The organism is Colwellia piezophila ATCC BAA-637, assembly GCF_000378625.1.
GTDB classification, from domain to species: Bacteria; Pseudomonadota; Gammaproteobacteria; order Enterobacterales; family Alteromonadaceae; genus Colwellia; species Colwellia piezophila.
On record NZ_KB905167.1, the window covers coordinates 287,038 to 310,133 of the forward strand.

Below are 23,096 nucleotides of genomic sequence, written 5' to 3' on the forward strand. Positions count from 1 at the left end.
TATGGTTATTTTTAGCCTTATAGTTTTGATCGTTTTTCTCTAAATCTATGCAGGAATAGTTTTTAATCATATTCAAAAAATCGACTAATTTACTGATTTTTAGGATGGTTATGATTTATTGGTAAAAGTTATATGTTATAAATGTCGGGTTACAAGTATTAACAATTTCATTTCCTAAGAAGAAAGTCGTTATCATTATAAAGGTCAACATAAATGTTTATTAATAAATCTAAACTGACTAAGGCATTAACCCTAGCACTAGTTACTTCAGGTCTTGCATTATCAGGTTGTGAGCAAGCAACCACTACAACCCAAGTTGATAGCTCATCATCAGCCAGTAGCAGTATTGTTCGTATGAAAAGCGAATCTCTCAATGCTACTTACGCAGAAATGCGAGCTAAACAAATAAGCGATGTGAGCTACGACTTACACGTAACAATAGATAACAAAAGTGAAAATTTTTCGGGTTCAACAACACTAAACTTTGAATTAACCGAAAATAACCAAAATGATTTAACGATAGATTTTGATGAAGGCACAATAAAATCATTAACTGTTAATGGTAAAGAAGTTAAGTTTAGCTATGAAAAGTGGTTTATTACCATTCCAGCCGCAGAGTTAACCGCAGGCAAGCAGACGATTACTATTGATTACGAACGTGCTTATTCGACCGACGGCTCTGGTTTTCATCGCTTTGTAGATCCTAAAAACGGTGAAGTTTATTTATACACTGATTTTGAACCTTATGATGCAAATCGCTTATTTCCTCATTTTGATCAACCGGACTTAAAAGCCAGTTACAAAATTGAAGTGACTGCACCAGCTCATTGGCAAATCATTAGTGCAACACGCGAAACCAGTATTAGTGATAATGGTGATACTAAAGTTTGGTCATTCCCCGCGTCTGCAAAATTCTCTTCTTATGTCTTTTCTCTTCATGCAGGTAACTACGCTGTTTGGGAAGATGATTTTGAAGGTATGAAGTTACGTTTATTTGCTCGGCAAAGCTTGGCTGAATACGTAAAAACAGATGAGTGGTTTATTCCAACTAAACAAAGTTTTGCATTCTTCAATAAATACTTTGACGTGCCATATCCTTTTGGAAAATACGATCAAATTGTAGCACCTGATTTCAACGCAGGTGCAATGGAAAACGTTGCTGCGGTTACGTTCAGTGAAGGTTATATTGCACGTGGTGAAAAGTCGACCAGTGCTCGAATGAGCTTAGCGAACGTTATTGCTCATGAAATGGCACATATGTGGTTTGGTGATTTAGTCACCATGCGTTGGTGGAATGGTTTATGGTTAAATGAAAGTTTTGCTACTTATATGGCTAACTTAGCTATTGCTGAAGCAAGTGACTTTAAAAATAACTGGGATGTATTCTATTCTGGCACTAAACAATGGGCTTACCGAACAGATGACTCGGTAAATACTCATGCCATTGAGTTACCTGTTGCTTCAACAGGGGTTGCCTTATCAAACTTTGACGGCATTACTTATGGTAAAGGCGCTTCAGTGTTAAAGCAGTTACCTTATTACTTAGGTGAAGAAAATTTCCGTGTTGGTGTGAGTAATTATTTGAAAAAATTCTCATACAAAAACACAGATCTTGAAGATTTTATTGGTGAGTTAGGCAAAGCTGCAGGCAAAGATATGACCCAATGGACGCAAGACTGGTTATTTAATGCTGGCTTGAACACCATTAAAGTAAATTACCAATGTAGCGACGGTAAAATTAGTGAGTTTTCCATAAACCAAACAGCACCTGAAGGTTACCCGACGTTACGCGAACAACGTGTTCAAATTGGTTTGTATAATATTAATGCTGATGGCAATGCCATGAATTTATCGTCAGCAACACCAATTATGTATAAAGGTGCTACCACTGATATTAAAGAGGTCATTGGTCAAGTTTGTCCTGATTTGGTTTATCCGAATGAAGCTGATTGGGGTTATGTGAAGGTTGCTCTTGATGATAAGTCATTAGCCTCAGCTCAGAAACATATCAATGCTATAGATAATGCAACGATGCGATTAATGTTATGGCAGAGTTTGTCTGACAGTGTTCGTGATGCAAATTTAGCTGCCGACCAGTTAGTGAATTTTGCTATGGCAAATCTTGAAGGTGAAACTGATTATAACGTAACACGTAAAATTGCGAGCACATTAACATCAGCCCTGAACTACTTAACGGTAGCAACTCGTTTAAAGCAAAAAGATTATTCAGCACTTTATATGGACGTTGAAAATTTATACTTACGCTTATTAGAAAAAGCGGAAGCCGGCTCTGATTTTCAAAAGCTTTGGTATGGTCGTTATGTTCGTGTAAGCAAAACAGCAAAGCATTTAGATAATTTAAAGAATATTTTAAATGGAGAACTAAGCTTTGATGGTGTAACTATCGATCAAGATAAACGTTGGTCATTAATTGCTAAAATGAATCGCTACCAGCATGGTAATTACCAAGCATTATTAACGACTGAAATAACAAAAGACAATACTGACTCTGGTGTTAAAAGTGCTATTTACGCAGAGGTTTTACGCCCTGAAGCCGAAGTTAAAGCAAAATGGTTTAACGTGGTTATTAATAACCCAGACAAGCTAAAACTTTCTACACTTCGTTATATCATGTGGGGTTTATTTCCTTCAGAGCAACAGGCTTTAGAAGCACCTTATAAAGCTAAGATTTTAGCGCATATCCCGAAATTAAATGAAGGAAGTGATTTGGGTTTATTAGAGTCTTTTGTCGGTAGCATGTTGCCCTCTCAATGTACGCCAGCAAGTGAAGCTGAATTAGCGCAACTGATTCAAGATTACAGTGAAATGAAACCACAAGTATTAAAAGCTGTAAAAGCGAGTCATGAAAATATAGGGCGCTGTGTTAAAGCGCTAACGTTATTAAAATCGAGTGCGAATAAAAGCTAGGTTAAAATAATAAGTAGTCGATAGATAAAACTTATCTAAACGATAAAAGGGCATTATGAATTTCATAATGCCCTTTTTTTATCAGGACTATTCATGTATTTACAATATTGCCCATTGCTTTTTTAAGCCAATCGCATGAACAATACCCAAGGTTAAACAGATCAGAGAACTCCACAGCCAAAACTCAGGGCTACGCCCCATCGGGGTACTCATCAACGTAAAACCCGCTAACCCACGCACTAAATAGACTAAGGTAATAAGGGAGAGTACCAAACGAATAAAGGGCAGGCGAAAAATAAGTCCGGCAGCAGAAAATGCATAAGCAGCCCAGAGTGCTAATACAGAAAAAATACCAAAAGTAATAATGGTCGGTTGCCAGCTACCTTGTTCAGCCATTAAGGCCATTTGCTCGCCAGCACCAAAGAATCGATACCATGAAGCGCCAAAGTAGATACAGGCTAAATGTAAAAGGGCAGCCGTAGCCGTCAATGAGCCGGCGATAAGTAAATAAATATTCATCAATGAATAAACCTCCGTGTGTGAAGTGATCGTGGTTAATTTTATCGATCAAGTAAATGATTTAGCATATAAAGATAATATCGTTTGGTCTATTGCCAAACTATGAGACAATTAGGATATATATAACAATCCAACGGTTCATTATGAAACTTTTAGTTCGTAACCTTTCTCGCTCAACAACTGAGCAAGAACTTCGTATTTTATTTTCTGCTCATGGCACAGTGACAGAATGTAGCTTAGTTTTAGATCAAGCAACAGCTAAATCAAAAGGTTTTGGTTTTGTTGTTATGCCAAATGAGACTGAAGCGAAAGCTGCACTTTCTACTTTGCATGAAACAAGAGTTGCTAAGAATAAAATTCGAGTAAAAGTAGCGCAGTAAGGTTATTTTTCAAGACCAAACTATTCAAAGTGATATTATTTGAAATGAAAGCCAGCTTATTTGCTGGCTTTTTTATGCCTTTAAAACTCGGTCTGCTTAGTATTATTTTTACGAGGTGTTAATCGTTTTAGTCGCGTTAATCATTACTCATATACGTGAACAACAATTTATCTGGAGGTTACCTTATTTAAACTGACACTGGCAACAGCGCCTTGCGCATCTTGACGATTCTTTAAGGTCAGCTCCCCATCTTGATTGCGAATAAGCTCACGACTTAAAATTAAGCCAATGCCAGAGCCTTGTTGTTTGGTGGAGTAGAAAGGCACAAAGAGGTTATCGTTATTGGCAATGCCTTGTCCTGAATCGATAATATTGATAATGGTTTGTTGGTGCTTTTGTTGCTTGTTTGCTTGTAAGGTTTGTTGCCATTGCATTTGTACTTCTGGCTTAGCTTGACCCGCTTCAAACGCATTTTTAATTAAGTTAATTAGCGCTTGCTCTAATTGGCCCGCATCAGCGAAAAATGGCAAGACACTATCATTCAGTTCTATTGATAGGGTAGGGAATATGGCTTGCATGCGTTGAGCTATATCTTTTGGGTATACAGCTGATATTTTTGCTGGCGCTAGTTTGCTAAAGGCAGAGTAGTTTTCGACAAACTCTAACAACTGTAGTGAGCGCTTCTCAATGACTTGTAAGATGTTTTTTTCAAGGATTTCTTGCTCAAGTGTTAAAGGCCCGGTTAACTTCATTTCTTGTAATGACTGGGTCATAGAGTAAATGGGCGTTAATGAGTTTCTGACTTCGTGATTTAGCACTCTTATTAAACGTTGCCATACTTGTTTTTCATTGGCTCTGAGTTGCTGCTCTATAGAAAATAATACCAATAGTTGAAAATTACGGCCACTGCGCTTCAATACGTGGTGCGTTACTTCAAAGCGTTGTGTTAATTGCGAGTCACTGCTTTGTTGCCATTTGTTATCTTCAAAAACTAAACCTAATGTTTCGGCTTTTTTACCAAGCCAGTTAACGGTTGAGCTTTTCAGTAACCTTTCGACCGCCTGATTAGCTGAATAGATTTGTTGATGGTGGTCTAACACTAAAATGGGTAAGTTTAATTCTTTAATAAATTCAGATAAAAACGATTCGTTGTGCATGTATTCAAAACGTTTAGTTTGCAATTTAGTACTGAGTTTTTCAAAATCGCGTTTGAGGTTGTTAACTCTACCACTATTAAATTCAGCTAAATGCCAGCTATTGAATTCTTCATTACCTAGTGTATCAAGCTGTAAACCAATACGTTCAAGGACATCGGTAACATAATAAAAACAACGATGAGCAGCCCAAATACTCGGGATTATCATCGCCATGATTAAAGTACTGCTGCTAAGCAACTCAAGTTGTAGAGAACTGATTATGTAAGCGCAGGGAATAAGTGGCAACAGTGCTAAAAAGCTAAATAAATAAAGTAGCTTTTGCTCAAGAGATGATTCAGCGTGCAAATTATCACTCACCTTACTATTCACTTTATTCTTCAATCAGGACTCCAAATTTTGAGGATCGATGGCAAATTTCTCTAGGCGGCGGTAAATGGCTGATTTGCTCATGCCTAAGTATTCACCTGCGGCAATAACATTGCCTTGAAAGTGTTTTATCGCAGTAATTAATGCTCTTTTTTCACTTTCTTCTAAGGTCATTAGTGGCCAGTTTTGTCGAGCATTGTCACTCTGAATATTTGTATTTAACTTAAGACTAAGAGCATTAACATCGAGTATCTCAAATTCAGACATGATCACTGCACGTTCTATGCAGTGACTTAATTCACGGACATTACCAAGCCAAGGGTGCTGCAATATAGCGGCATGAGCAGCGCTCGATAAGGTCATGCCACTACGATTATATTTAGTGGCATGTTTATTTAACAGGTGTCCAGCGAGCAAGGTGATATCCTCAGGGCGTTCTCTAAGCGGCGGGATATGCAACTCGATGGTATTTATTCTAAAGAATAAATCGCGACGAAATTGCTCATTAGCGATCATTTTATCAAGGTTAGCATTGGTTGCCGAAATAATTCTGGCGTTGGTTTTTTCAGTATGGCTTGAGCCAACAACTTCATATTCGCCGGTTTCTAATACCCGTAAAACTTTACTTTGTAAGTTGCCGCCTAAGGTGCCTATCTCGTCTAAAAAGAGTGTGCCATCAGAGGCAATATCAAAGCGGCCTAAGCGATTTTCTTTCGCGTCGGTAAAGGCGCCTTTTTTATGACCAAACAATTCACTTTCAAAAAGAGATTCAGGAATAGCGCCCATGTTAACACTAACAAAACGGTTATCAGCACGACTTGAATGTTGATGAATATAATTGGCCAATAGACTTTTACCAGTGCCATTTTCACCCGTCAGTAAAATGTTGGCATCGGTAAGAGCGGCACGTTTTGCTTTGGCAAGTAATTCAAGCATAACAGGGGACTTTGCTAAATACTCTAACGTAGCCGAAGGGCGACTTAATGCCGTGTAACGGGCATTTTCTTTATGCAATTTTGCGCTATCAATTTGTTGCTTAACAATGGCAACCAAGCGCGTGTTTTTCCAAGGTTTTTCGATAAAATCAACGGCATTAAGTTGCATCGCTTGCACGGCAATATCAATACTCGCCCAAGCAGTCATTACGACCACTGGCACGCTAATATTTTTGCTGTGTAATTGCTGCAAAAAGGTTAAACCTTCTTGCCCAGAGGTGGTGTCACTGGAGTAATTCATATCGAGCAATATTAGGTCAATCTGCTCGGAGGTAACTATTTTCATGGCCTGAAGCGGGCTATCGGCTTCAACACAAGAGAAACCATGGTTGCTTAAGGCAATTGATGCTGACATGCGTACATCAAGTTGATCATCAACAATCAGAACTCTATTCATAATATAACGAGATTTCCATTTAGCTTGTTCATAAGGTATACCACTCCTTATACGGATTGATATAAGTGTAACTCAAAGGCGAGAAACGACACTAGCTGCTAGCTAATGTCGTTGCTGTTACTACTCGTTTCTTAAGGCTTTCATTGGTTTTGCTTTGATAATTTTTTGCATAGGTCTAATACTGGCATAGATAGCAATGCCTGTGCTTAACAATATAGCCGGTAAGGCAAAGCGAATATCAAAACTTAGCCAAGGACTTAAGCTTTGATAAAATTGGTTATAAATCACTACTATAATTATATTTGCCAAAACAACCCCGAGCAATAAAGGTACTATGGCATCTTTAATCAGCAATTTATAGAGTCGAGCTTTCTTAGCACCCAGTGCCATGCGAATACCAAATTCAAAGCGGCGTAAACCTAAGTTATAACTCAGTACCCCGTAAATGCCGACACTGGCTAATAATAGTGTGAAAGCTCCAAGAATATAGCTTAAGTATAAGGTGATAATGTCCATATAAATGATGCGGTCATATTCATCACTTAGTGAGCGAAATTCCCAAATATTAAAGCGCGCATCTTCTTTACGTAAAGTTAACAGTATGGTCTCTTGATTGATTGAGTAACCCGGTTTAGTTTCAACGATTAAGTTGTAGCCAAACGGTTGGTTAGGCCACCAAATATGTTTACCTTTATCTTGGTCAAAGAATTTAGGGTGATTGAAATCTTCGGTAATACCAACAATTTCATTTTTTGGCTCATGGCCGTCATAGACTTTACCCAGTACATCACCGTTTGGGTCTAATAAGTAGGCTAAGCTTTGGGTAACCATAACTTCATTTTTTTCGCCACGTATCGCTTCATCGCTAAAGGTTCGGCCTTTGAGTATTTTTAATCCGGTGTGCTCGAAATAATCACTGCCCACCCACCCTTGTGGAATAAAGTCGGTCGCTTTACCATCCATGTCTGTTAAGTTAGATTTGGTAATACGTATAGATACCGGGCTACGGCCGCTTGATACTTTTTCAACTTGCGGTAATTGCTCGAACACTTTTTTTATTTTTTGAACTTTATCAAAGCGTTCGGTAATCGATAGCTCATCATTTTCACCGCGGATAAAAGCGCCAAAGGAATACATGTTGTCAACTTTGCTACCCATTGGGCGATCGAGTGTTTGATGGGTTTTGGTTACCGCCAAACAAGCAAAGAGAATTAACAAACTAGCAAAGGTCATTTGTATAGTAATAAGCACTTTTACTGTACGGGCAGAAACCTGATTAACACTGCCTTTACCACTCGATTGTAATTGATTTCTTAACGCCTTGTAATCAACTAAGCGTGAAGTCACTAAGGCAAATAAATAAGCCAGTAGTAAGCTCAGTGTAATCGCAACACCGAGCAAGTTAATGTCTATGGTGAGCGACTGCACTAAGGGTAAGTTACCTGCGGCAAGGTGTTTGAATAGCTTAATGCCCCAAGCTGAAATAAACAAAGCTACAGCTACCGATGACATCATCAGAATTAAGGTTTGCGTTAGGATCGCACTAAACAATAAACGTCGTTTTGCCCCCAAAACTGCTTGTAAGGCCAAGGTTTTATGTTGCGCTAAAGCGCGTGAGAAAAATAAATTACAAACATTAACTACCGCAATAAGTAATAGACCTAAGGTGCCAGCCAATAAGAACAAGCTTAAATGTCCCTTATCACCTAGTTCAACTGTTCTATATTTTGTTACTAGTGGTCTGAAGTCAGTTGAGGTCTCATAACCTTCCAACCACTCAGCACGAATATCTTCAATGCGATCATCAAGATCTTGCAATATATTTGCTTGGCTGGTTCCTTGTTTGGCAATACCGACCAACTTTAATGATTTATAGGTATTATCCCATGGGTTGTCCCATTCGCCATTATTAAAGAAGCGGCGATCAGAGCCAAAATGTAGCCAGATGTCGGTTTGACCACTATAGAACATATAAGGTGCTTCAAATGATTTGGCTACCACACCAATAATAGTGAAGGCGCGTTCACCGTCATTCAATGTTTTACCAAGAATATCAGGGCTACGGTCAAAGTATTTTTGCCAAAAACTTTCTGAAATAACAACATTATCTGATGCTTGCTCTAATGGCAGATCATCGGCAAAGCTTCTTCCTATCAACATAGGCACTTTGAAGATGTCAAAATAGTCCGGCATGATAAAGGTTGCCACAACTCTCGGTTCACCGGGTAGGCTAGTTAACATCATATTATTCGGGCTAACTGGGGTCAATTTATCAAAGCTGCTTTGGGTTTTATACCAATGGATAATAGACTTATAACTTTGAAAACCACTATGGGTACCTGCTGGCGTATCAACTTCTTGTTCAACTACATAGAGTTTTTTTTCATCAAGGACATTGAGTGGTTTTAAAAAGTAAGTATTTACCAGTGAAAAAACCACAAATAAGGTTGCTAGTGTCAGTGACATGGTCACCATGACTGAGGCGACAAAACCGGGAGCATTTTTTAATGAGTTAAATGCCAGGTTAAATTGCGTTTTAGTTTTGATAAAAGCACTCATAATTACACCACTGCTTGTTCTGCTAGGCCAGTCATAACGTCTGGGTTATTTATCATGTCTTCTTGGGCGAGAGACAACTTAATTATTTTGCCATCTAGCAAGTGTATTTGCTTAGTCGCATGGCCGGCATATCTAACATCATGGGTAACCATGCAAATTGTTGTGCCTTGTTTATTCAAGTTATTTAATATATCCATCACCGCATCGCCATTTTTAGAATCTAGGTTACCGGTAGGTTCATCTACCAATAAAATACTTGGCTGACCGGCCAGTGCTCTAGCGATTGCGACACGTTGTTGTTGACCACCAGAAAGTTGGTTAGGTTTGTGGCTTTTTCTATGTTCCATCTCAACTTGAGAAAGTGCTGCTATTACCCTTTGTTCAATTTCAATTTTAGTTAAGGTGTCTTCTCTGTAGGTCAGCGGCAAAGCGACATTGTCGAAAATGCTCAATTCATCAATTAAGTTAAATGATTGAAAAACAAAACCAATATGAAGGTTTCGTAATTCAGCTTGTTGATCCATGGTTAGGTTATGGGTATCAACATTTTCAATCAGGTATTCACCGTTAGTGGGCGAGTCTAATAAACCTAACAGTGATAGTAGCGTTGACTTGCCACAGCCTGACGGACCACTGATTGACAAGTAATCACCCTTCATAATATCAAGGTTGATATCGGTCAGTGCTTTAATTTCAATATTAGAAGCATGATAAGTTTTCGAAATATTCTTCAATGAGATTATCGGCTTTTGTGTGGTGTTTTCTACTGGTTTTAGTGGACTTGTTGCATTGTTCATTATCATTCCTTTATTGATTTATAAGTAGGTTTTTTTGCGTGGTCGGCCATTGAGACATATCTGAAACAATGAGTTGGTCACCGCGCTGAGCACCACTAATCACCTCAATTTGATTACCCGAAAGTGTACCAAATTTTATTGTGGTTAGTTGTGCACTTTGTCCGTCGCTGCGCAGGCGATAAATATTTTTTTCTTTAAAATCGTAGACATTGTTAGGTTGTTCAACATAGAGAGCATTGTTTATTTCTTTGACATGAATTTTGCCTTCGACTGTTAGATCAGGACGAGCATTGGCAGGTAATTTTCCGGTTAAATCTAACTCAACCATGACTCGACCGTCGGTAACTACTGGGTCAATTCTTAGCACCTTTGCCGTTATATATTTGCCTGAGGTAGTAATTGTCGCTGGCATGCCGATAGCAATTTGATCTGCTTGATTTTGTTGTACTCGTAATTGCGCAACTAATTGCTGATCTGAGCCAACCATAGCCAGTTGCGTGCCTGGCGTTAAGCTTTGTCCTATCTCAACGGGTAGTGTTTGCAGTATGCCATCGAGGCCTGCGCGTACGGTTAATCGATCAAAACGTTTTTTAATCATAGTAAAGTTGTGTTTATATTGGGTAATAAGGTCTTGGCCTATTTTTGTACGCTCAATTTGCATCGCTTTTAAGTGTTCTTGTCTGATCTTCTCAATGGCAACTCTTTGCTTTAATTGACGGACAGCTAATTGACTGCGCTTAAAATCAAGTGCGCTAACAATGCCTTTATCAATTAATTGTTGTTCGGCTTCGGCTCTTAATTGCGCATTTTCTAGTTCACTTTGTAACAGTGCTATTTGTGAGTCATGTTCTAAAAGTTGGCTTTTATGGGCAATAATTTGTTGATTAAATTCAGCATTTTGTCGTGCTAATTCTAACTTGGCATTGATCACCGCTTGTTCAAGTTGAGGATCAGATAACACCATGATGATGCTGTCCTTATTTACCTTCGCGCCAGGATAGAGCGCGATGCTTTCAACAATGGCTTGAGTTTGACTAGTCAACAGACGCTGATATTTAGCTTTTAAACGACCGTAGCCGGCGACATTAACTTTAAAATCACCTTGTTTTACCTCGCTGATACGCAAAGTGTCCAACTCTATTTGGGGTTCGCTGTTAAGTGAGGCTGCTCCCCAAAGTAATAATGTGGTTATTACTAAAGCGGTAATCACTAGCAGGCTTATTTTGTTAAAGCCTTGTGGTTTTTTTTGCAGTGTCGTTGTTATATCCATGATGTAGTCTTCAATATTATTAAAAAAAATTGCTATTGAAAACTAAAGAGCGAGAAGCATGCCAAAATTTTATACATTGATTTATAAAGGGATTTTATTTTGTTAACCGGTGTAATGTCCCTGTGTAGGGAATCGAAAATTAAAAGTGGGAATTATAGTAGGCTTAGCGACTGTCATTTAGATGAACTAGACTTACCTTAATACCTCTAAGTCAAAATTAAGGGTGTTTATGAAGAAAATTTTTTTAAACTCGTGTTATTAGTACTGCTTTTGCTACCCAATTATAGTGTCGCTAAGAGTTTCAAAATGGTTTTTTTAAATCCAGGCTTTCCTGTAGAAAATGCTACCGGAAGTTTTTGGGCTAATGTCACTTTGTTTATGGAAGCGGCAGCGACAGATTTAAATATTGAGCGGGTTACCGTATATGCTTATCGTAACCATATCCTAATGAAATCACTGGCTGATGAAATAGCGGCACAAAAACCTAAGTATGTTGTTTTAGTGAATGAGAAAGGCATAGCGCTAAAGCTCATTAAGCAACGGGCAACATACGATATAGCAAGTTTTATGTTATTAAATAACTTAAATGAACAAGATCTGGCGATATTGTCATTGAAAGAGCGGAGCTATTTAATAGGTAGCGTTATTCCCAACAACTATAGCGCTGGAAAAAATTTACTGAATGGTTTGTCGGTATTATAGCCAAGCTACTTCAATATTCTCGTTTCAGGACGGCTGAGCGACTCATAATCAAGACGCGCATTTTATCCATGGTTTTTGTCAATCTTCAACTCAGCCATTAGCTTTCTCAATAGAGAACCTCGCTAAGGTTTTTAATTCTTCCCAAGCGAATTAAATTAATTTTCTTTAATCACAGGTAATTATCTTTTTACTCCGAGTCTCATCTTTGCCATCGCCATTACTGTCTGTCGTTGCGTAAAATCGACCAGACCGCGAGACCACTATAGCTCGCGATTTATCTTGGTAGCCTTTGGGACAATACCTGAATGTGCCATTACTTAAGCCAAATAAATGACCAGTGGCTTGATAGGTTATTTTAGTTCTATTTTTAGCGTAGATAAGTATATCGCCCTGTTTAATCGGGCTTTTTGTTGCTATTAAGACTTCTCCATTAGCGCTATCAAATTGCTTATTGGCATTGTTGTCAACAAAGACACTAAGCTCTTCATGCCAATTACTAGTACAGGCACTACTATTTCCCAACGGACAAATAATCACATTACTATCGTTACTGATGGCGTGACTACGGGCGGTGAGTAGCAATCGGCCGAGTCGAGAAATTTCATTATCAACTCTAAGCTGCACAATAAAATCGTTCATACTCGGCAACGCGATGGTGGTAAGTATCGAGGTAATACCTATGCTGACCATCAACTCTATTAAGGTCATGCCTGGGCATGAGTTAAACTTATGATAAGTTGTTTTAGGTATTGTTTTAGGTATTGTTTTAGGTGTTTTTCTTTGACAATAACGCGAGGTAGCAAGCATAAAAAATCCATTTTTATTAACCATCCTGAGTAACTCAGTTATAGGTAATAAAAATGGATTTAGCTATGGGCAGCGGGGGCTAAGATCAGCGATTAACTGTAAATTGTTGGTATCGCTTGTCTTTTATGTTGAGTTTTTTTATAGATATTGATGATGTGCTCGCTAACTTTGGGCGTTATGTACTTACCTTCTAAAAAATTATCGAGTTGCTCATAAGAAATACCTAAGGCATCTTCATCAGTTTTACCCGGTTCAAGCTCTTCTAAATCCGCCGTTGGCGCTTTCTCCACAAGAATCGTTGGCGCACCAAGTGCTTCTGCGAGGGCTCTAACTTGTCTTTTTGATAAGCCAAAAAGTGGCGCTAAGTCGCAAGCACCATCGCCCCACTTAGTGAAGAAGCCGGTAATATTTTCTGCACTATGATCTGTGCCAATAACTAAGCCGCCGATAATACCGGCAATATGATATTGACTAATCATCCTCGCTCTCGCTTTAACATTACCTTTGGCGAAATCAATTTGGGCATCACTAGCGGTTAATATCTGAGATTTACTCATCGCTTGTAAAACTTCATGATGAATACCGTCAGCACCTGCTAAGATATTCGTGGTTAAACAGTGCGTTGGTTGAATAAAACTTATCGCTTGTTGAGCATCGTCTTCATCAGCTTGAACACCATAAGGAAGGCGCACAGCAATAAATTGATAGTGAATTCTTTCTTCATTATCACCTTGTTCATCATTGAGTTCATTAATGGCAAGTTGTGCAAGGCGACCACAGGTGGAAGAGTCAACACCTCCGCTTATGCCCAATACTAAACTGCTGAGCCCAGATTGCGTTAATTGTTTTTTGATAAAGGCAACGCGACGGTTTATTTCAAATTGAGCATCAATTTCAGGTAAAACTTTCATTTCCGTAATGATGGTTTGCTGATCCATAAGACTTCCTAGCAAGGCTTGAGTATAAAATAATGAGATTTCACTAGTTTAACAAAATTAAAAGCCAATTGGATATTGCTAAATCACTATAAACACGCTGTAATATATTTATTAATGAAATCATTACAATTTACCTAACGAGCAGCCCAGATGAAAAAGATAGAAGCGATTATTAAGCCATTTAAATTGGATGATGTACGAGAAGCCTTAGGCGAAATTGGTGTTACGGGTATGACGGTTTCTGAGGTTAAAGGTTTTGGCCGTCAAAAGGGTCACACTGAGCTTTATCGGGGCGCAGAATATATGGTTGATTTTTTACCGAAAGTGAAATTAGAAATAGTTATTGCCAAAGAGGATGTTGATCGTTGTGTAAATGCTATTTTAGAAACCGCACAAACAGGAAAAATTGGTGATGGGAAAATATTTATTACCGATGTTGAACGTGTTATTCGTATCCGTACTGGTGAAGAAAACCGCGAAGCTATTTAGTCTTAGTTCTAGCTCTAGCTCAGGTGCGACTGTAATCTACTTGCAGCCGTGTTTGCTCTAGCCAAATTAGTTGCAATACCCTCCTTTATTTACTCCACAACCCTTATTTACTTTGTTTGTCTTAGTAGCTCTTAAAACTAATCTCATAGTCGTTAATCTATTCTTGTCTTGTCGACTTAAAGTCAAAAAAAATCACAAGAAAGTCACAGGAAATTTACAGGGTAGTTGAATAAAACACCGTTTAAAGTGTCGGTTTATTTTACATTTTTGCCTCTGAGTAAGTTAGCCCTATTAACAACTGGTTAATAAGTGTACTAAATTGTACCTTGGTGCAGTTTATGCAGCTTTTTTGATAACGAATTTTTGTTTGAATAATACCAAAGTAGTTGGATGGTGATTCAATAACACGAGGAAGCGTTATGAAATATTTAACTCAACTTATGTGCTCATTTGTTTTATTGACATTTAGCTTGTCAGCAACGGCAGGAGTACTCCCATGTGAATCCGGTAGTGTATATTTAACAAATGTACAGCTCGCAGCTGATCCGTCAGCTTTTCCTAGCGGTGATAATGATCTAGTTTTTCTAGGTGATGAGTATAAAGGTTATACCACCTGTGCGGGGGAGTTTCTTGGTAATGATAAGTTTAACCCGACAGGAAGTAATATTGGAGAATACGGTAACGGTTGGCTCAATGGACAGCCCCAAGGTAAAAATGAACATAACACGGATGGAAGACTATTCCCTAATAATACCTTGTTTGACCCTTTATACTTAGATGGCTTGAATGGTGTGCCTGGCGATGGGGATGACTCAGCTGGTCCATATAATCATAACCTTGCTTTTATTGATGATCCAGCACATCCTCAAGAGGGCTTACAGGATTGGGATGACGATGGTTTTGCAACCGACCCTGGCTGGGTTTATCTAGGTAGAGATAATGGTTTCACTGATGAGGATGAAGATGGATTTGATGATGTTGTGGGCTTCGAATATGCTACAACAGGAGCAGGAATCCTTGTTGAAGCATGGGATATTGGTGCTTTACTCGATATAACTTTTAGTTGTAGTGATAGTTTTGATGTTTATACTGCTTTAGATGATGATTGTACCTCTGGTTGGTGGTCGGTAATGCCTGATCCTGATATTGCCAGTTTATTAGAGCCCTTGTTTGGTGAAGGAGTCTTTGATCATTTAGCCATTGTTTTTAAATCAGGTGATGGCTTCGCTGTTTTTGATTTTAATTTTAACGCTATAACAATAGGGGGTCAGGGTCTCAGTTTAGAACTGCCTTATAATTTAGCTGGTACCTTTGATATGAGTGGTGTCTTTCAAAGCGATCATGGAAATCCCCAAGGAATTTCTCATATTTCTGTATGGGCTAGGGATCCTGCATTCACGACTACCGAAATCCCAGAGCCAAAATCAACTATGCTAATGTTATTCGCTGTAGCTCTGCTGTTATTACGTTTTAAAAGTAAACATACCTTGTAATAAGCTTTAAACGATGGATTTTGTATAGGATTAAAATAAGGTCAATTTAGTTTGAATTAAGTGTTAAAGGAACTGACACTTTTGAAATAACTGCTTAAATTTCTTAATAAAAAAACGCTGAATTACTCGATAATTCAGCGTTTTCATTTGTCTTCTAGCTTAATGAACAGCTTTATGAAGTAGCTTTAGTTACTCTAACTAGTTCAAAAATTTGTTATTGGGATAGTTAGCCGCCAAAACTTGCAGGGCATTTTTCTTTAAATCGTCAAGCCCTAACTTATCGTAACTTTCAATCATAATCTCTAACGCTTGCTCAATTTCTGGGCTGGGCGCAAAGTATTCAACCACGTAGCGACCACGGTTAGCCGCAGAAGCATAAGCTTCACGTTTTAAATAATACCTTGCTACCGCTAATTCGTATTGCGCCAAACGTGACTTTATTGAGATCATACGTTTACGCGAATCCGCTGCATATTTACTTTCAGGGAAGTCAGTAATGATGGTTTTAAAGTCTTTGAAGGCACTGCGTGATGCTTCAGGATCACGATCGGTACGGTCAATACCAGCCAGATCTTGAAATAGATTCTCTTCGGTAGAAATGTTGATTAGTGCTCGCATGTAGTAAACATAATCAATATTTGAGTTATTTGGGTTTAGGCGTAAAAACCTATCAGTTAAAGCAATACCTTGAGCCGCATCACCACTTTTATAATAAGCATAAATTAAATCAAGCTGTACTTGATGAGAAATAGGACCGAAAGGAAAGCGTGAATCAATGGCGCCAAGAATTTGAATAGCTTTTTGATATAAACCATTATCTAGCGCGGTTCGGGCATCAACAAACAAAGCCTGTGCCGACTTATCTGGTACTTTTTCAATGTCATCCACAGATGATGAACAACCCGCTAAGGCCAGAGCTAAAACGGTTAAAATAATTTTTACTGTCAATTTTGCCATGAAATTTATTATCGCTACTTTGTTTTAATTAAAATAAATATCAAACCACCGCGTAAACGGGTAAAATGTTTCTATATTTAAGAACAATACCAATTTAATTCAATTTATTCCTGATGCAGAGCTGTGCTCGGTATCCAATAACAAGGCAAATTTGTTTAGGTTTAGTCATGCTAAATCCAATAAATTTAACGCAGTTTTTGGATGTTGAGTAAGCTTCTAAAGCGCGACTTTAAAAGGCTTGTAAGCAGAGTTATTGATTTTGATAAGGGAGTAACCCTTACCTTCAATCAATGCCTTGCCGCTAAGTCTTTTAATTCTCGCTGAATGAGAAATAACTTAATTAACCTGGTATAAGCATTCTACCCTAGCAATCTTACCTTGCACAGTGCAAATGGTAATTTGATTATTTCGCTAGGTTTACACCCGTTTAAAGAGAATTTAATGTCAGAAATCATTCAACATAAAGATACCGTGCCTGAATCATGTTTAGGTAAACGCTTTGACCAAGCATTAGCGATAATGTTTCCTGATTATTCACGCTCACGGATAAAAGAGTGGATTTTAGCCGGACAAGTGCAGGTAAATAGTGAAGTACTTACTCGTCCTCGTGAGAAAATGTATGGCGGTGAAGTTGTTGAAATTAATGCTAAAGTTGAAGCTGAGATACGTTTTGAAGCTCAAAACATTCCGTTAAATATAGTTTATGAAGATGAATATATTTTAGTGATAAATAAACCAGTAGGTTTAGTTGTTCATCCTGGTGCAGGTAATCCTGATGGGACTTTGCTTAATGCTTTATTACATCACTACCCAGAAATCGCCGTAGTGCCAAGAGCGGGTATCGTGCATCGTCTTGATAAAGATACTACTGGTCTAATGGTTATCGCTAAAACTATTGCCGCGCAAACCAACTTAGTTGAAGCGATGCAATTACGTGAAATTACTCGTGAGTATGAAGCGATTGCCTGTGGTGTTATGACAGCAGGTGGTGTGGTTGATGCGCCAATTGGTCGTCATTCTACTAAGCGTACGCAAATGGCAGTGTCATTTATTGGTCGTCCTTCAGTAACACATTACCGTGTTTTGGAGAAATTCCGTTTACATACCCGTTTACGTTTACGTTTAGAAACAGGACGAACGCATCAAATTCGTGTTCATATGTCTTATATTACTCATCCGCTAGTGGGTGACCCTGTTTATGGTGGTCGTCCTCGTCCACCAAAAAACTCAACAGAAGCGTTATTAATGAAATTGCGTAGCTTCAAACGTCAAGCATTGCATGCGGCGATGTTATCTTTGTTTCATCCAATAACCGGAGAGGAAATGACTTGGCATGCAGACTTACCTGAAGACTTTGTTGAACTAATTGAATTGCTTCAAGAAGATAATAAGCTTAATGCCCAAGACGATTACTTATAATAAGCCTGATCATCTAAATGAGCTAGAAAAGTTAACCAACTCCGCTGTTGAGTTGGTTAATTGGCCTATGTCCTCTGCATATTCACTGAGCAATAAAGTTCTCGCGCTACAAACCACACGACTTTCCCCTTCGTTATTATTAAAGTCAGGGCTAATTGAACAACGCTCGATGACATCCCTTTCAAAAGATAAAAAAATCGCTACTGAAGAGTCGCCTTACGGAGCCTTTAACTTAGGTTTACATGTTGGCGATAATATTGAGAAAGTGACATTGCATCGGAATATATTGCAGCACTTTATTCGGCAAGAAATTTACTCGAAGACAACTAACCCTAGGATAGCCAAAGAGTGGTCATCAGAAAGTGATCTATCTGAGGATGTTGAAATTCAATGGCTTGAACAAGTCCACGGCAATGAGGTTGTCGAGGTAACTGTAGTCGCTAAAGAAGCGATGACTGCTGATGCTAGCATCACTCGTCAGAAAAATATTGCTTTGGCAATAATGACTGCTGATTGCCTTCCTATATTATTAACAAATAAGTGTGGTAATGAAATTGCAGCAATCCATGGTGGTTGGCGTTCGTTAGCGGCTAATATTATTGCGAAAACACTCGATAAAATGCACAGTAAGCCTAGTGATATTGTTGCCTGGCTTGGCCCCTGTATTAGTAAGCATGCTTTTGAAGTAGGTAGTGAAGTTAAAGAAATATTTACCCAACAAGGTAAACCGTTCTCTAATGCTTTTTTAAAGCAAGCCAATGGAAAATATTTAGCAGATTTACATTACATCGCTAGATTACAACTGCAAACGTTGGGCGTTACTGAAATTTCAGGCCTTGGCGAATGTACCTACCATGAAACAAATAAATATTATTCATATCGAAAAGAGCAGGTAACAGGTCGTATGGCGAGTCTTATTTCTCTAAGATAGTTTGCAGACCTTAATTACTGTAGTTAATACTTTACTTTATCATCAAGCCCTTTATTGTTTTATATCAATCATATCTTCGAAATTGTATTGAAAAATAATCTTTTAACCTTATAACTTAACTATGTGTTATAGAATAAGTCATACCCATTGGACGCTTTTATTAATCGATTTGTCCACTTGGCATTAGGAGATAAAAAGTGCGTTTAGACCGTTTTACCCAATCCTTTCAAGAATCTATTGCCGATGCGCAATCACTTGCCCTGGGCAAGGATCATCAGTTTATTGAACCTATTCATTTAATGTTAGCCTTGCTTAATCAAAATGGTAACTCTGTTATTGCCTTGTTAAAAAGTGCCGGCATTAATGTGCGTACTTTGCGTACTAAAATAGATAATGCTTTAACATCTTTAGCCAGGATTGAAGATAGTGGCGGCGATGTACAGTTATCAGCAGCTTCAGGTCGTCTATTTAATCTATGTGATAAACATGCCCAAAAAATGTCTGATAAATATATCTCATCAGAAATGTTTCTACTTGCTGCGGTTGACGATAAAGGTGTCTTAGGAAAAATTCTTGCTGAACTAGGAGCAAATCAACAACGTATTAAGTCGGCCATTGATCATATTCGGGGTGGTGATAAAGTTGAAGATCAAAATGCTGAAGATGTTCGCCAAGCACTCAATAAATATACTGTTGATTTAACTGAACTTGCTAAGCAAGGAAAGCTTGATCCGGTTATAGGTCGTGATGATGAAATACGACGTACTTTACAAGTATTACAACGACGCACCAAAAATAATCCTGTGCTAATTGGCCTTCCAGGGGTAGGTAAAACCGCTATTGTTGAAGGCCTAGCCCAGCGTATTGTTGACCATGAAGTTCCTGAAGGTCTAAAAAATAAACGGGTATTATCGCTAGACATGGGTTCGCTTGTTGCGGGAGCCAAGTATCGAGGTGAATTTGAAGAGCGTTTAAAAGCGGTGTTAAATGAATTATCGAAAGAGGAAGGGCAAGTCATTCTCTTTATTGATGAGTTGCATACCATGGTCGGCGCAGGAAAATCAGATGGCGCCATGGATGCCGGCAATATGTTAAAGCCAGCTTTAGCACGTGGCGATTTGCATTGTGTCGGTGCGACGACACTCGATGAATACCGCAAATATATCGAAAAAGATGCCGCATTAGAGCGACGTTTTCAAAAGGTATTAGTTGAAGAGCCAAGTGTTGAGGATACTATTGCAATTCTACGGGGATTAAAGGAGCGTTATGAATTACATCATTCGGTAAATATTACCGATCCTGCCATAGTCGCTGCAGCTACCTTATCTCACCGTTACATAAGTGATAGACAGCTACCAGATAAAGCCATTGATCTTATTGATGAGGCTGCTTCAAGCATTCGTTTACAAATGGATTCAAAACCAGAAGATTTAGACAGACTTGAACGGCGGTTAATTCAATTAAAACTTGAACAAAGAGCGTTAGAGAAAGATGAAGATGAAGCTTCTATCAAACGTTTAGCTATCATTTCAGAACAAATTAATGAAAAACAGCATAAATATGATGAATTAGATGAAGTGTGGACCACAGAAAAAGCGGCGCTTTATGGCGCGCACACGATAAAAGAAGAGCTTGAACAAGCTAGGATTGATCTAGAAGCCGCTAGAAGAAGCGGAGATTTGAATCGTATGTCTGAATTACAATACGGAAAATTACCCGAGCTTGAAAAACAATTGGATTTAGCAAGCCAAGCTGAAATGCAAGAGATGACCTTGTTAGCTAATAAAGTGACTGATGTTGAAATCGCTGATGTGCTAAGCCGTGCTACCGGCATTCCAGTAGCTAAAATGTTAGAGCAAGAGCGTGACAAATTATTGCATATGGAAGATCACTTACATCAAAGCGTTATTGGTCAGCACGAGGCGGTAACATCAGTGTCAAATGCTATTAGGCGTTCACGTGCTGGTTTGAGTGATCCGGATCAACCAATAGGCTCATTCCTATTTCTTGGGCCTACAGGTGTAGGTAAAACAGAATTAACCAAAGCTCTTGCTGAGTTTTTGTTTGATTCACAAGATGCACTGATCCGTGTAGATATGTCTGAATTTATGGAAAAGCATTCAGTTGCACGCTTAGTGGGTGCTCCTCCTGGTTATGTGGGTTATGAAGAGGGCGGTTATTTAACTGAAGCGGTACGTAGAAAGCCTTACTCAGTTATTCTACTAGATGAAATAGAAAAAGCGCATCCAGATGTTTTTAATATTTTATTGCAAGTACTTGATGATGGTAGGTTAACGGATGGTCAAGGTCGAACCGTTGACTTCAAAAATACGGTAATTATCATGACTTCAAATATAGGCTCGGATGTTATTCAACAATTTACTGATGACAGCCAGTACCATAAAATGAAAGCACAAGTGATGAGCCAACTAGGTCAACACTTTAAACCCGAGTTTATTAACAGAGTTGATGAGTCGGTAGTTTTCCACCCGTTGTTAGCCGAGCAAATTAAACAAATAGCAAAAATACAAATTCAATTATTAGCGAACCGTTTAACTGAGCAGGAGTTGGGCCTAGTGATGGATGACGAAGCACTTTCACTTCTCGCCGGAGCAGGGTTTGATCCAGTATTTGGCGCAAGACCGTTGAAACGAGCTATTCAGCAAGAAATTGAAAATCCATTAGCACAAAAAATTCTCAGTAATGAATTTGTCAAAGGTAGTACGATTAAAGTGAGCGTTGTTGAGGGGCAACTTACTTTCACTTGTCGATAGCCTCTGTAACCTTCTGCTAATATTTATTACTTAGTCCTACGGGAGTTACTCGTTAGGACTAAGTTAGACTATATTTCTATGAACTACAGTAAAGATCTTGATGTTTCTTACTTAATTTGAGCTTCTCTTCTTTTTCAACCTGAGTTAACTGGCGAGTACCTATACTGCCATCACTTTGCTCTTCATTAATGTGTATTTCATCCAACGAATTTAACATTTTAATATTAAGGCGCGCTGCTTTACAGTTTTTCTCAAAGGTTGCTTTGTTTCTCGCCATAATATCGTCTTGAAGTTTTTCGTGATCTGCAACCATTTTTGCAGCTTTATCTTCTTCAGCAAGAGTTTGTCTTTCGGCTTTTGATAGAGCATTAAATGTTGAGACAGTGCTTAACTCCGTGTAGTCCCGCCCTAGAGGAAGGTTTTGGCTAAAGTGCACAATATTGTTTTTATCAACCCAACGATAAATAGCAATATCTTTCGCGTTAGCAAGACTAATGACGGATGAGCTGATGAGCGCTGAGACAAACAAAACGCTGGTGAAAGAAATATGTTTAATAATCATAATCAAACCTTATTCGATAACATGTAGAGAGTAATGTAATTGATACAACAGCTATGGGGGTAAGCCAAGTGGATTTAAGTATAGCTTTATTTTCATACTCATAAGCTAGTAAATAATTTAAATGATAGTATATAGTCAATATTGTTAGTTTATCTTAGGATTACAGTAAGTTTTATACCTTGTCTATAGCGTTTAAATACGTTCATTGTTCTTTTTGTGTGCAAACAGTTAGTGAAAGTGAAAATAACCCTTGTACTAAAGTTGAAACGCTTTACAATGCGCTCCAGTTCCAAGGGGTTCAGGTGAAAACCATAACCAATAGGATGTTTTGATAAGTTATCTTCTTACTTTTAGAGTAAATTAGTTAACTTAACGTATAGTTTTAAAGTATTTTAAAGTAACTTAAAATAAACGTTGACATCAAAACCAGGGAGCGTATTATACGCCACCTGCTTCGGGGCAACAGCAACGAAGTCAAGTAAATAACGAATGAGATTATTTGCTTCTTAATTTCTCTAATAGAGAGTAGTTAAGATTTTCTTTAACAATTAGTTATCATGCAATTTGTGTGAGCACTCACATTAATGTTGTTTTACATAGTTTTCCTTTCGGGGAGAACAAAAACGCTTAATGAATGATGTTCATGCAAACAAATA

The 23,096-nt window shown here is 38.3% G+C and carries 18 protein-coding genes; 8 read left to right on the plus strand and 10 right to left on the minus strand.

The annotated features are described in order from the left end of the window. Nucleotides 1–213 precede the first annotated feature (213 nt). Nucleotides 214–2,928, plus strand: coding sequence for an aminopeptidase N (gene pepN, locus F580_RS0115105; protein WP_019028581.1), 2,715 nt, complete (start codon nt 214–216; stop codon nt 2,926–2,928). Nucleotides 2,929–3,027: 99 nt separating this feature from the next. On the opposite strand, the gene F580_RS0115110 is transcribed toward pepN, so the two are convergent. Continuing rightward, nucleotides 3,028–3,447, minus strand: coding sequence for a hypothetical protein (locus F580_RS0115110; protein ID WP_019028582.1), 420 nt, complete (start codon nt 3,445–3,447; stop codon nt 3,028–3,030). 143 nt (nt 3,448–3,590) lie between these two features. Between F580_RS0115110 and F580_RS0115115 the strand changes: the two genes are divergently transcribed. Beyond that, nucleotides 3,591–3,827, plus strand: coding sequence for an RNA recognition motif domain-containing protein (locus F580_RS0115115; protein WP_019028583.1), 237 nt, complete (start codon nt 3,591–3,593; stop codon nt 3,825–3,827). A gap of 167 nt (nt 3,828–3,994) precedes the next feature. Here the strand turns inward: F580_RS0115115 and F580_RS0115120 are convergent, their stop codons facing one another. The 5 genes from F580_RS0115120 to F580_RS24630 all read right to left on the minus strand — a co-directional run bounded on the left by F580_RS0115120 (nt 3,995) and on the right by F580_RS24630 (nt 11,368). Continuing rightward, a complete protein-coding gene (locus tag F580_RS0115120) occupies nt 3,995–5,365 on the minus strand; it encodes a sensor histidine kinase (RefSeq protein ID WP_019028584.1) in 1,371 nt (456 codons plus the stop codon). Beyond that, nucleotides 5,366–6,742: a sigma-54-dependent transcriptional regulator gene (locus tag F580_RS0115125; RefSeq protein WP_019028585.1), complete on the minus strand. Its 1,377-nt coding sequence runs from the start codon at nt 6,740–6,742 to the stop codon at nt 5,366–5,368. 120 nt (nt 6,743–6,862) lie between these two features. After that, nucleotides 6,863–9,301 carry an ABC transporter permease gene (locus F580_RS0115130; protein WP_019028586.1) on the minus strand — a complete coding sequence of 813 codons (2,439 nt, stop codon included), beginning with the start codon at nt 9,299–9,301 and terminating at the stop codon, nt 6,863–6,865. Nucleotides 9,302–9,303: 2 nt separating this feature from the next. After that, nucleotides 9,304–10,098, minus strand: coding sequence for an ABC transporter ATP-binding protein (locus tag F580_RS0115135; protein ID WP_019028587.1), 795 nt, complete (start codon nt 10,096–10,098; stop codon nt 9,304–9,306). A gap of 10 nt (nt 10,099–10,108) precedes the next feature. Beyond that, the gene (locus F580_RS24630) at nt 10,109–11,368 is read right to left on the minus strand and encodes an efflux RND transporter periplasmic adaptor subunit (protein ID WP_019028588.1); all 1,260 of its coding nucleotides are present in this window, start codon (nt 11,366–11,368) and stop codon (nt 10,109–10,111) included. 306 nt (nt 11,369–11,674) lie between these two features. Between F580_RS24630 and F580_RS0115145 the strand changes: the two genes are divergently transcribed. After that, entirely contained in the window at nt 11,675–12,070 is a 396-nt protein-coding gene (locus F580_RS0115145; protein ID WP_019028589.1) for a type 1 periplasmic-binding domain-containing protein, read from the plus strand. Nucleotides 12,071–12,235: 165 nt separating this feature from the next. Here the strand turns inward: F580_RS0115145 and F580_RS0115150 are convergent, their stop codons facing one another. Next, nucleotides 12,236–12,877, minus strand: a complete 642-nt coding sequence (locus F580_RS0115150; RefSeq protein ID WP_019028590.1) for a GspH/FimT family pseudopilin — start codon at nt 12,875–12,877, stop codon at nt 12,236–12,238. 92 nt (nt 12,878–12,969) lie between these two features. Further along, nucleotides 12,970–13,815: an ammonia-dependent NAD(+) synthetase gene (nadE, locus tag F580_RS0115155; protein WP_019028591.1), complete on the minus strand. Its 846-nt coding sequence runs from the start codon at nt 13,813–13,815 to the stop codon at nt 12,970–12,972. Between the two features lie 150 nt (nt 13,816–13,965). Between nadE and glnB the strand changes: the two genes are divergently transcribed. Next, the gene (gene glnB / locus F580_RS0115160) at nt 13,966–14,304 is read left to right on the plus strand and encodes a nitrogen regulatory protein P-II (protein ID WP_019028592.1); all 339 of its coding nucleotides are present in this window, start codon (nt 13,966–13,968) and stop codon (nt 14,302–14,304) included. 419 nt (nt 14,305–14,723) lie between these two features. Beyond that, the gene (locus F580_RS0115165; RefSeq protein WP_019028593.1) at nt 14,724–15,797 is read left to right on the plus strand and encodes a hypothetical protein; all 1,074 of its coding nucleotides are present in this window, start codon (nt 14,724–14,726) and stop codon (nt 15,795–15,797) included. Nucleotides 15,798–15,995: 198 nt separating this feature from the next. Here the strand turns inward: F580_RS0115165 and F580_RS0115170 are convergent, their stop codons facing one another. Continuing rightward, a complete protein-coding gene (locus F580_RS0115170; protein ID WP_019028594.1) occupies nt 15,996–16,754 on the minus strand; it encodes an outer membrane protein assembly factor BamD in 759 nt (252 codons plus the stop codon). Nucleotides 16,755–17,195: 441 nt separating this feature from the next. On the opposite strand from F580_RS0115170, the gene rluD reads away from it, so the two are divergent. The 3 genes from rluD (at nt 17,196) to clpB (ending at nt 21,878) form a co-directional block, all read left to right on the plus strand. Continuing rightward, nucleotides 17,196–18,173 carry a 23S rRNA pseudouridine(1911/1915/1917) synthase RluD gene (gene rluD / locus F580_RS0115175; protein ID WP_019028595.1) on the plus strand — a complete coding sequence of 326 codons (978 nt, stop codon included), beginning with the start codon at nt 17,196–17,198 and terminating at the stop codon, nt 18,171–18,173. Beyond that, nucleotides 18,151–19,104: a peptidoglycan editing factor PgeF gene (pgeF, locus tag F580_RS0115180; protein WP_019028596.1), complete on the plus strand. Its 954-nt coding sequence runs from the start codon at nt 18,151–18,153 to the stop codon at nt 19,102–19,104. Before rluD ends, pgeF begins: the two co-directional genes overlap by 23 nt. 197 nt (nt 19,105–19,301) lie before the next feature. Further along, a complete protein-coding gene (clpB, locus tag F580_RS0115185) occupies nt 19,302–21,878 on the plus strand; it encodes an ATP-dependent chaperone ClpB (protein WP_019028597.1) in 2,577 nt (858 codons plus the stop codon). Between the two features lie 76 nt (nt 21,879–21,954). Here the strand turns inward: clpB and F580_RS0115190 are convergent, their stop codons facing one another. Continuing rightward, the gene (locus tag F580_RS0115190; RefSeq protein WP_019028598.1) at nt 21,955–22,440 is read right to left on the minus strand and encodes a DUF4124 domain-containing protein; all 486 of its coding nucleotides are present in this window, start codon (nt 22,438–22,440) and stop codon (nt 21,955–21,957) included. Nucleotides 22,441–23,096: the final 656 nt, after the last annotated feature.

Coding starts and splice junctions, on each gene's coding strand:
- F580_RS0115145 (WP_019028589.1), top strand. CDS start 11,675: ATGGTTTTTTTAAATCCAGGCTTTCCTGTAGAAAATGCTACCGGAAGT.
- F580_RS0115115 (WP_019028583.1), top strand. CDS start 3,591: ATGAAACTTTTAGTTCGTAACCTTTCTCGCTCAACAACTGAGCAAGAA.
- F580_RS0115130 (WP_019028586.1), bottom strand. CDS start 9,301: ATGAGTGCTTTTATCAAAACTAAAACGCAATTTAACCTGGCATTTAAC.
- pgeF (WP_019028596.1), top strand. CDS start 18,151: ATGCCCAAGACGATTACTTATAATAAGCCTGATCATCTAAATGAGCTA.
- rluD (WP_019028595.1), top strand. CDS start 17,196: ATGTCAGAAATCATTCAACATAAAGATACCGTGCCTGAATCATGTTTA.
- F580_RS0115110 (WP_019028582.1), bottom strand. CDS start 3,447: ATGAATATTTATTTACTTATCGCCGGCTCATTGACGGCTACGGCTGCC.
- glnB (WP_019028592.1), top strand. CDS start 13,966: ATGAAAAAGATAGAAGCGATTATTAAGCCATTTAAATTGGATGATGTA.
- F580_RS0115150 (WP_019028590.1), bottom strand. CDS start 12,877: ATGCTTGCTACCTCGCGTTATTGTCAAAGAAAAACACCTAAAACAATA.
- F580_RS0115165 (WP_019028593.1), top strand. CDS start 14,724: ATGAAATATTTAACTCAACTTATGTGCTCATTTGTTTTATTGACATTT.
- pepN (WP_019028581.1), top strand. CDS start 214: ATGTTTATTAATAAATCTAAACTGACTAAGGCATTAACCCTAGCACTA.
- F580_RS0115170 (WP_019028594.1), bottom strand. CDS start 16,754: ATGGCAAAATTGACAGTAAAAATTATTTTAACCGTTTTAGCTCTGGCC.
- F580_RS0115125 (WP_019028585.1), bottom strand. CDS start 6,742: ATGAATAGAGTTCTGATTGTTGATGATCAACTTGATGTACGCATGTCA.
- F580_RS24630 (WP_019028588.1), bottom strand. CDS start 11,368: ATGGATATAACAACGACACTGCAAAAAAAACCACAAGGCTTTAACAAA.
- F580_RS0115135 (WP_019028587.1), bottom strand. CDS start 10,098: ATGAACAATGCAACAAGTCCACTAAAACCAGTAGAAAACACCACACAA.
- nadE (WP_019028591.1), bottom strand. CDS start 13,815: ATGGATCAGCAAACCATCATTACGGAAATGAAAGTTTTACCTGAAATT.
- F580_RS0115190 (WP_019028598.1), bottom strand. CDS start 22,440: ATGATTATTAAACATATTTCTTTCACCAGCGTTTTGTTTGTCTCAGCG.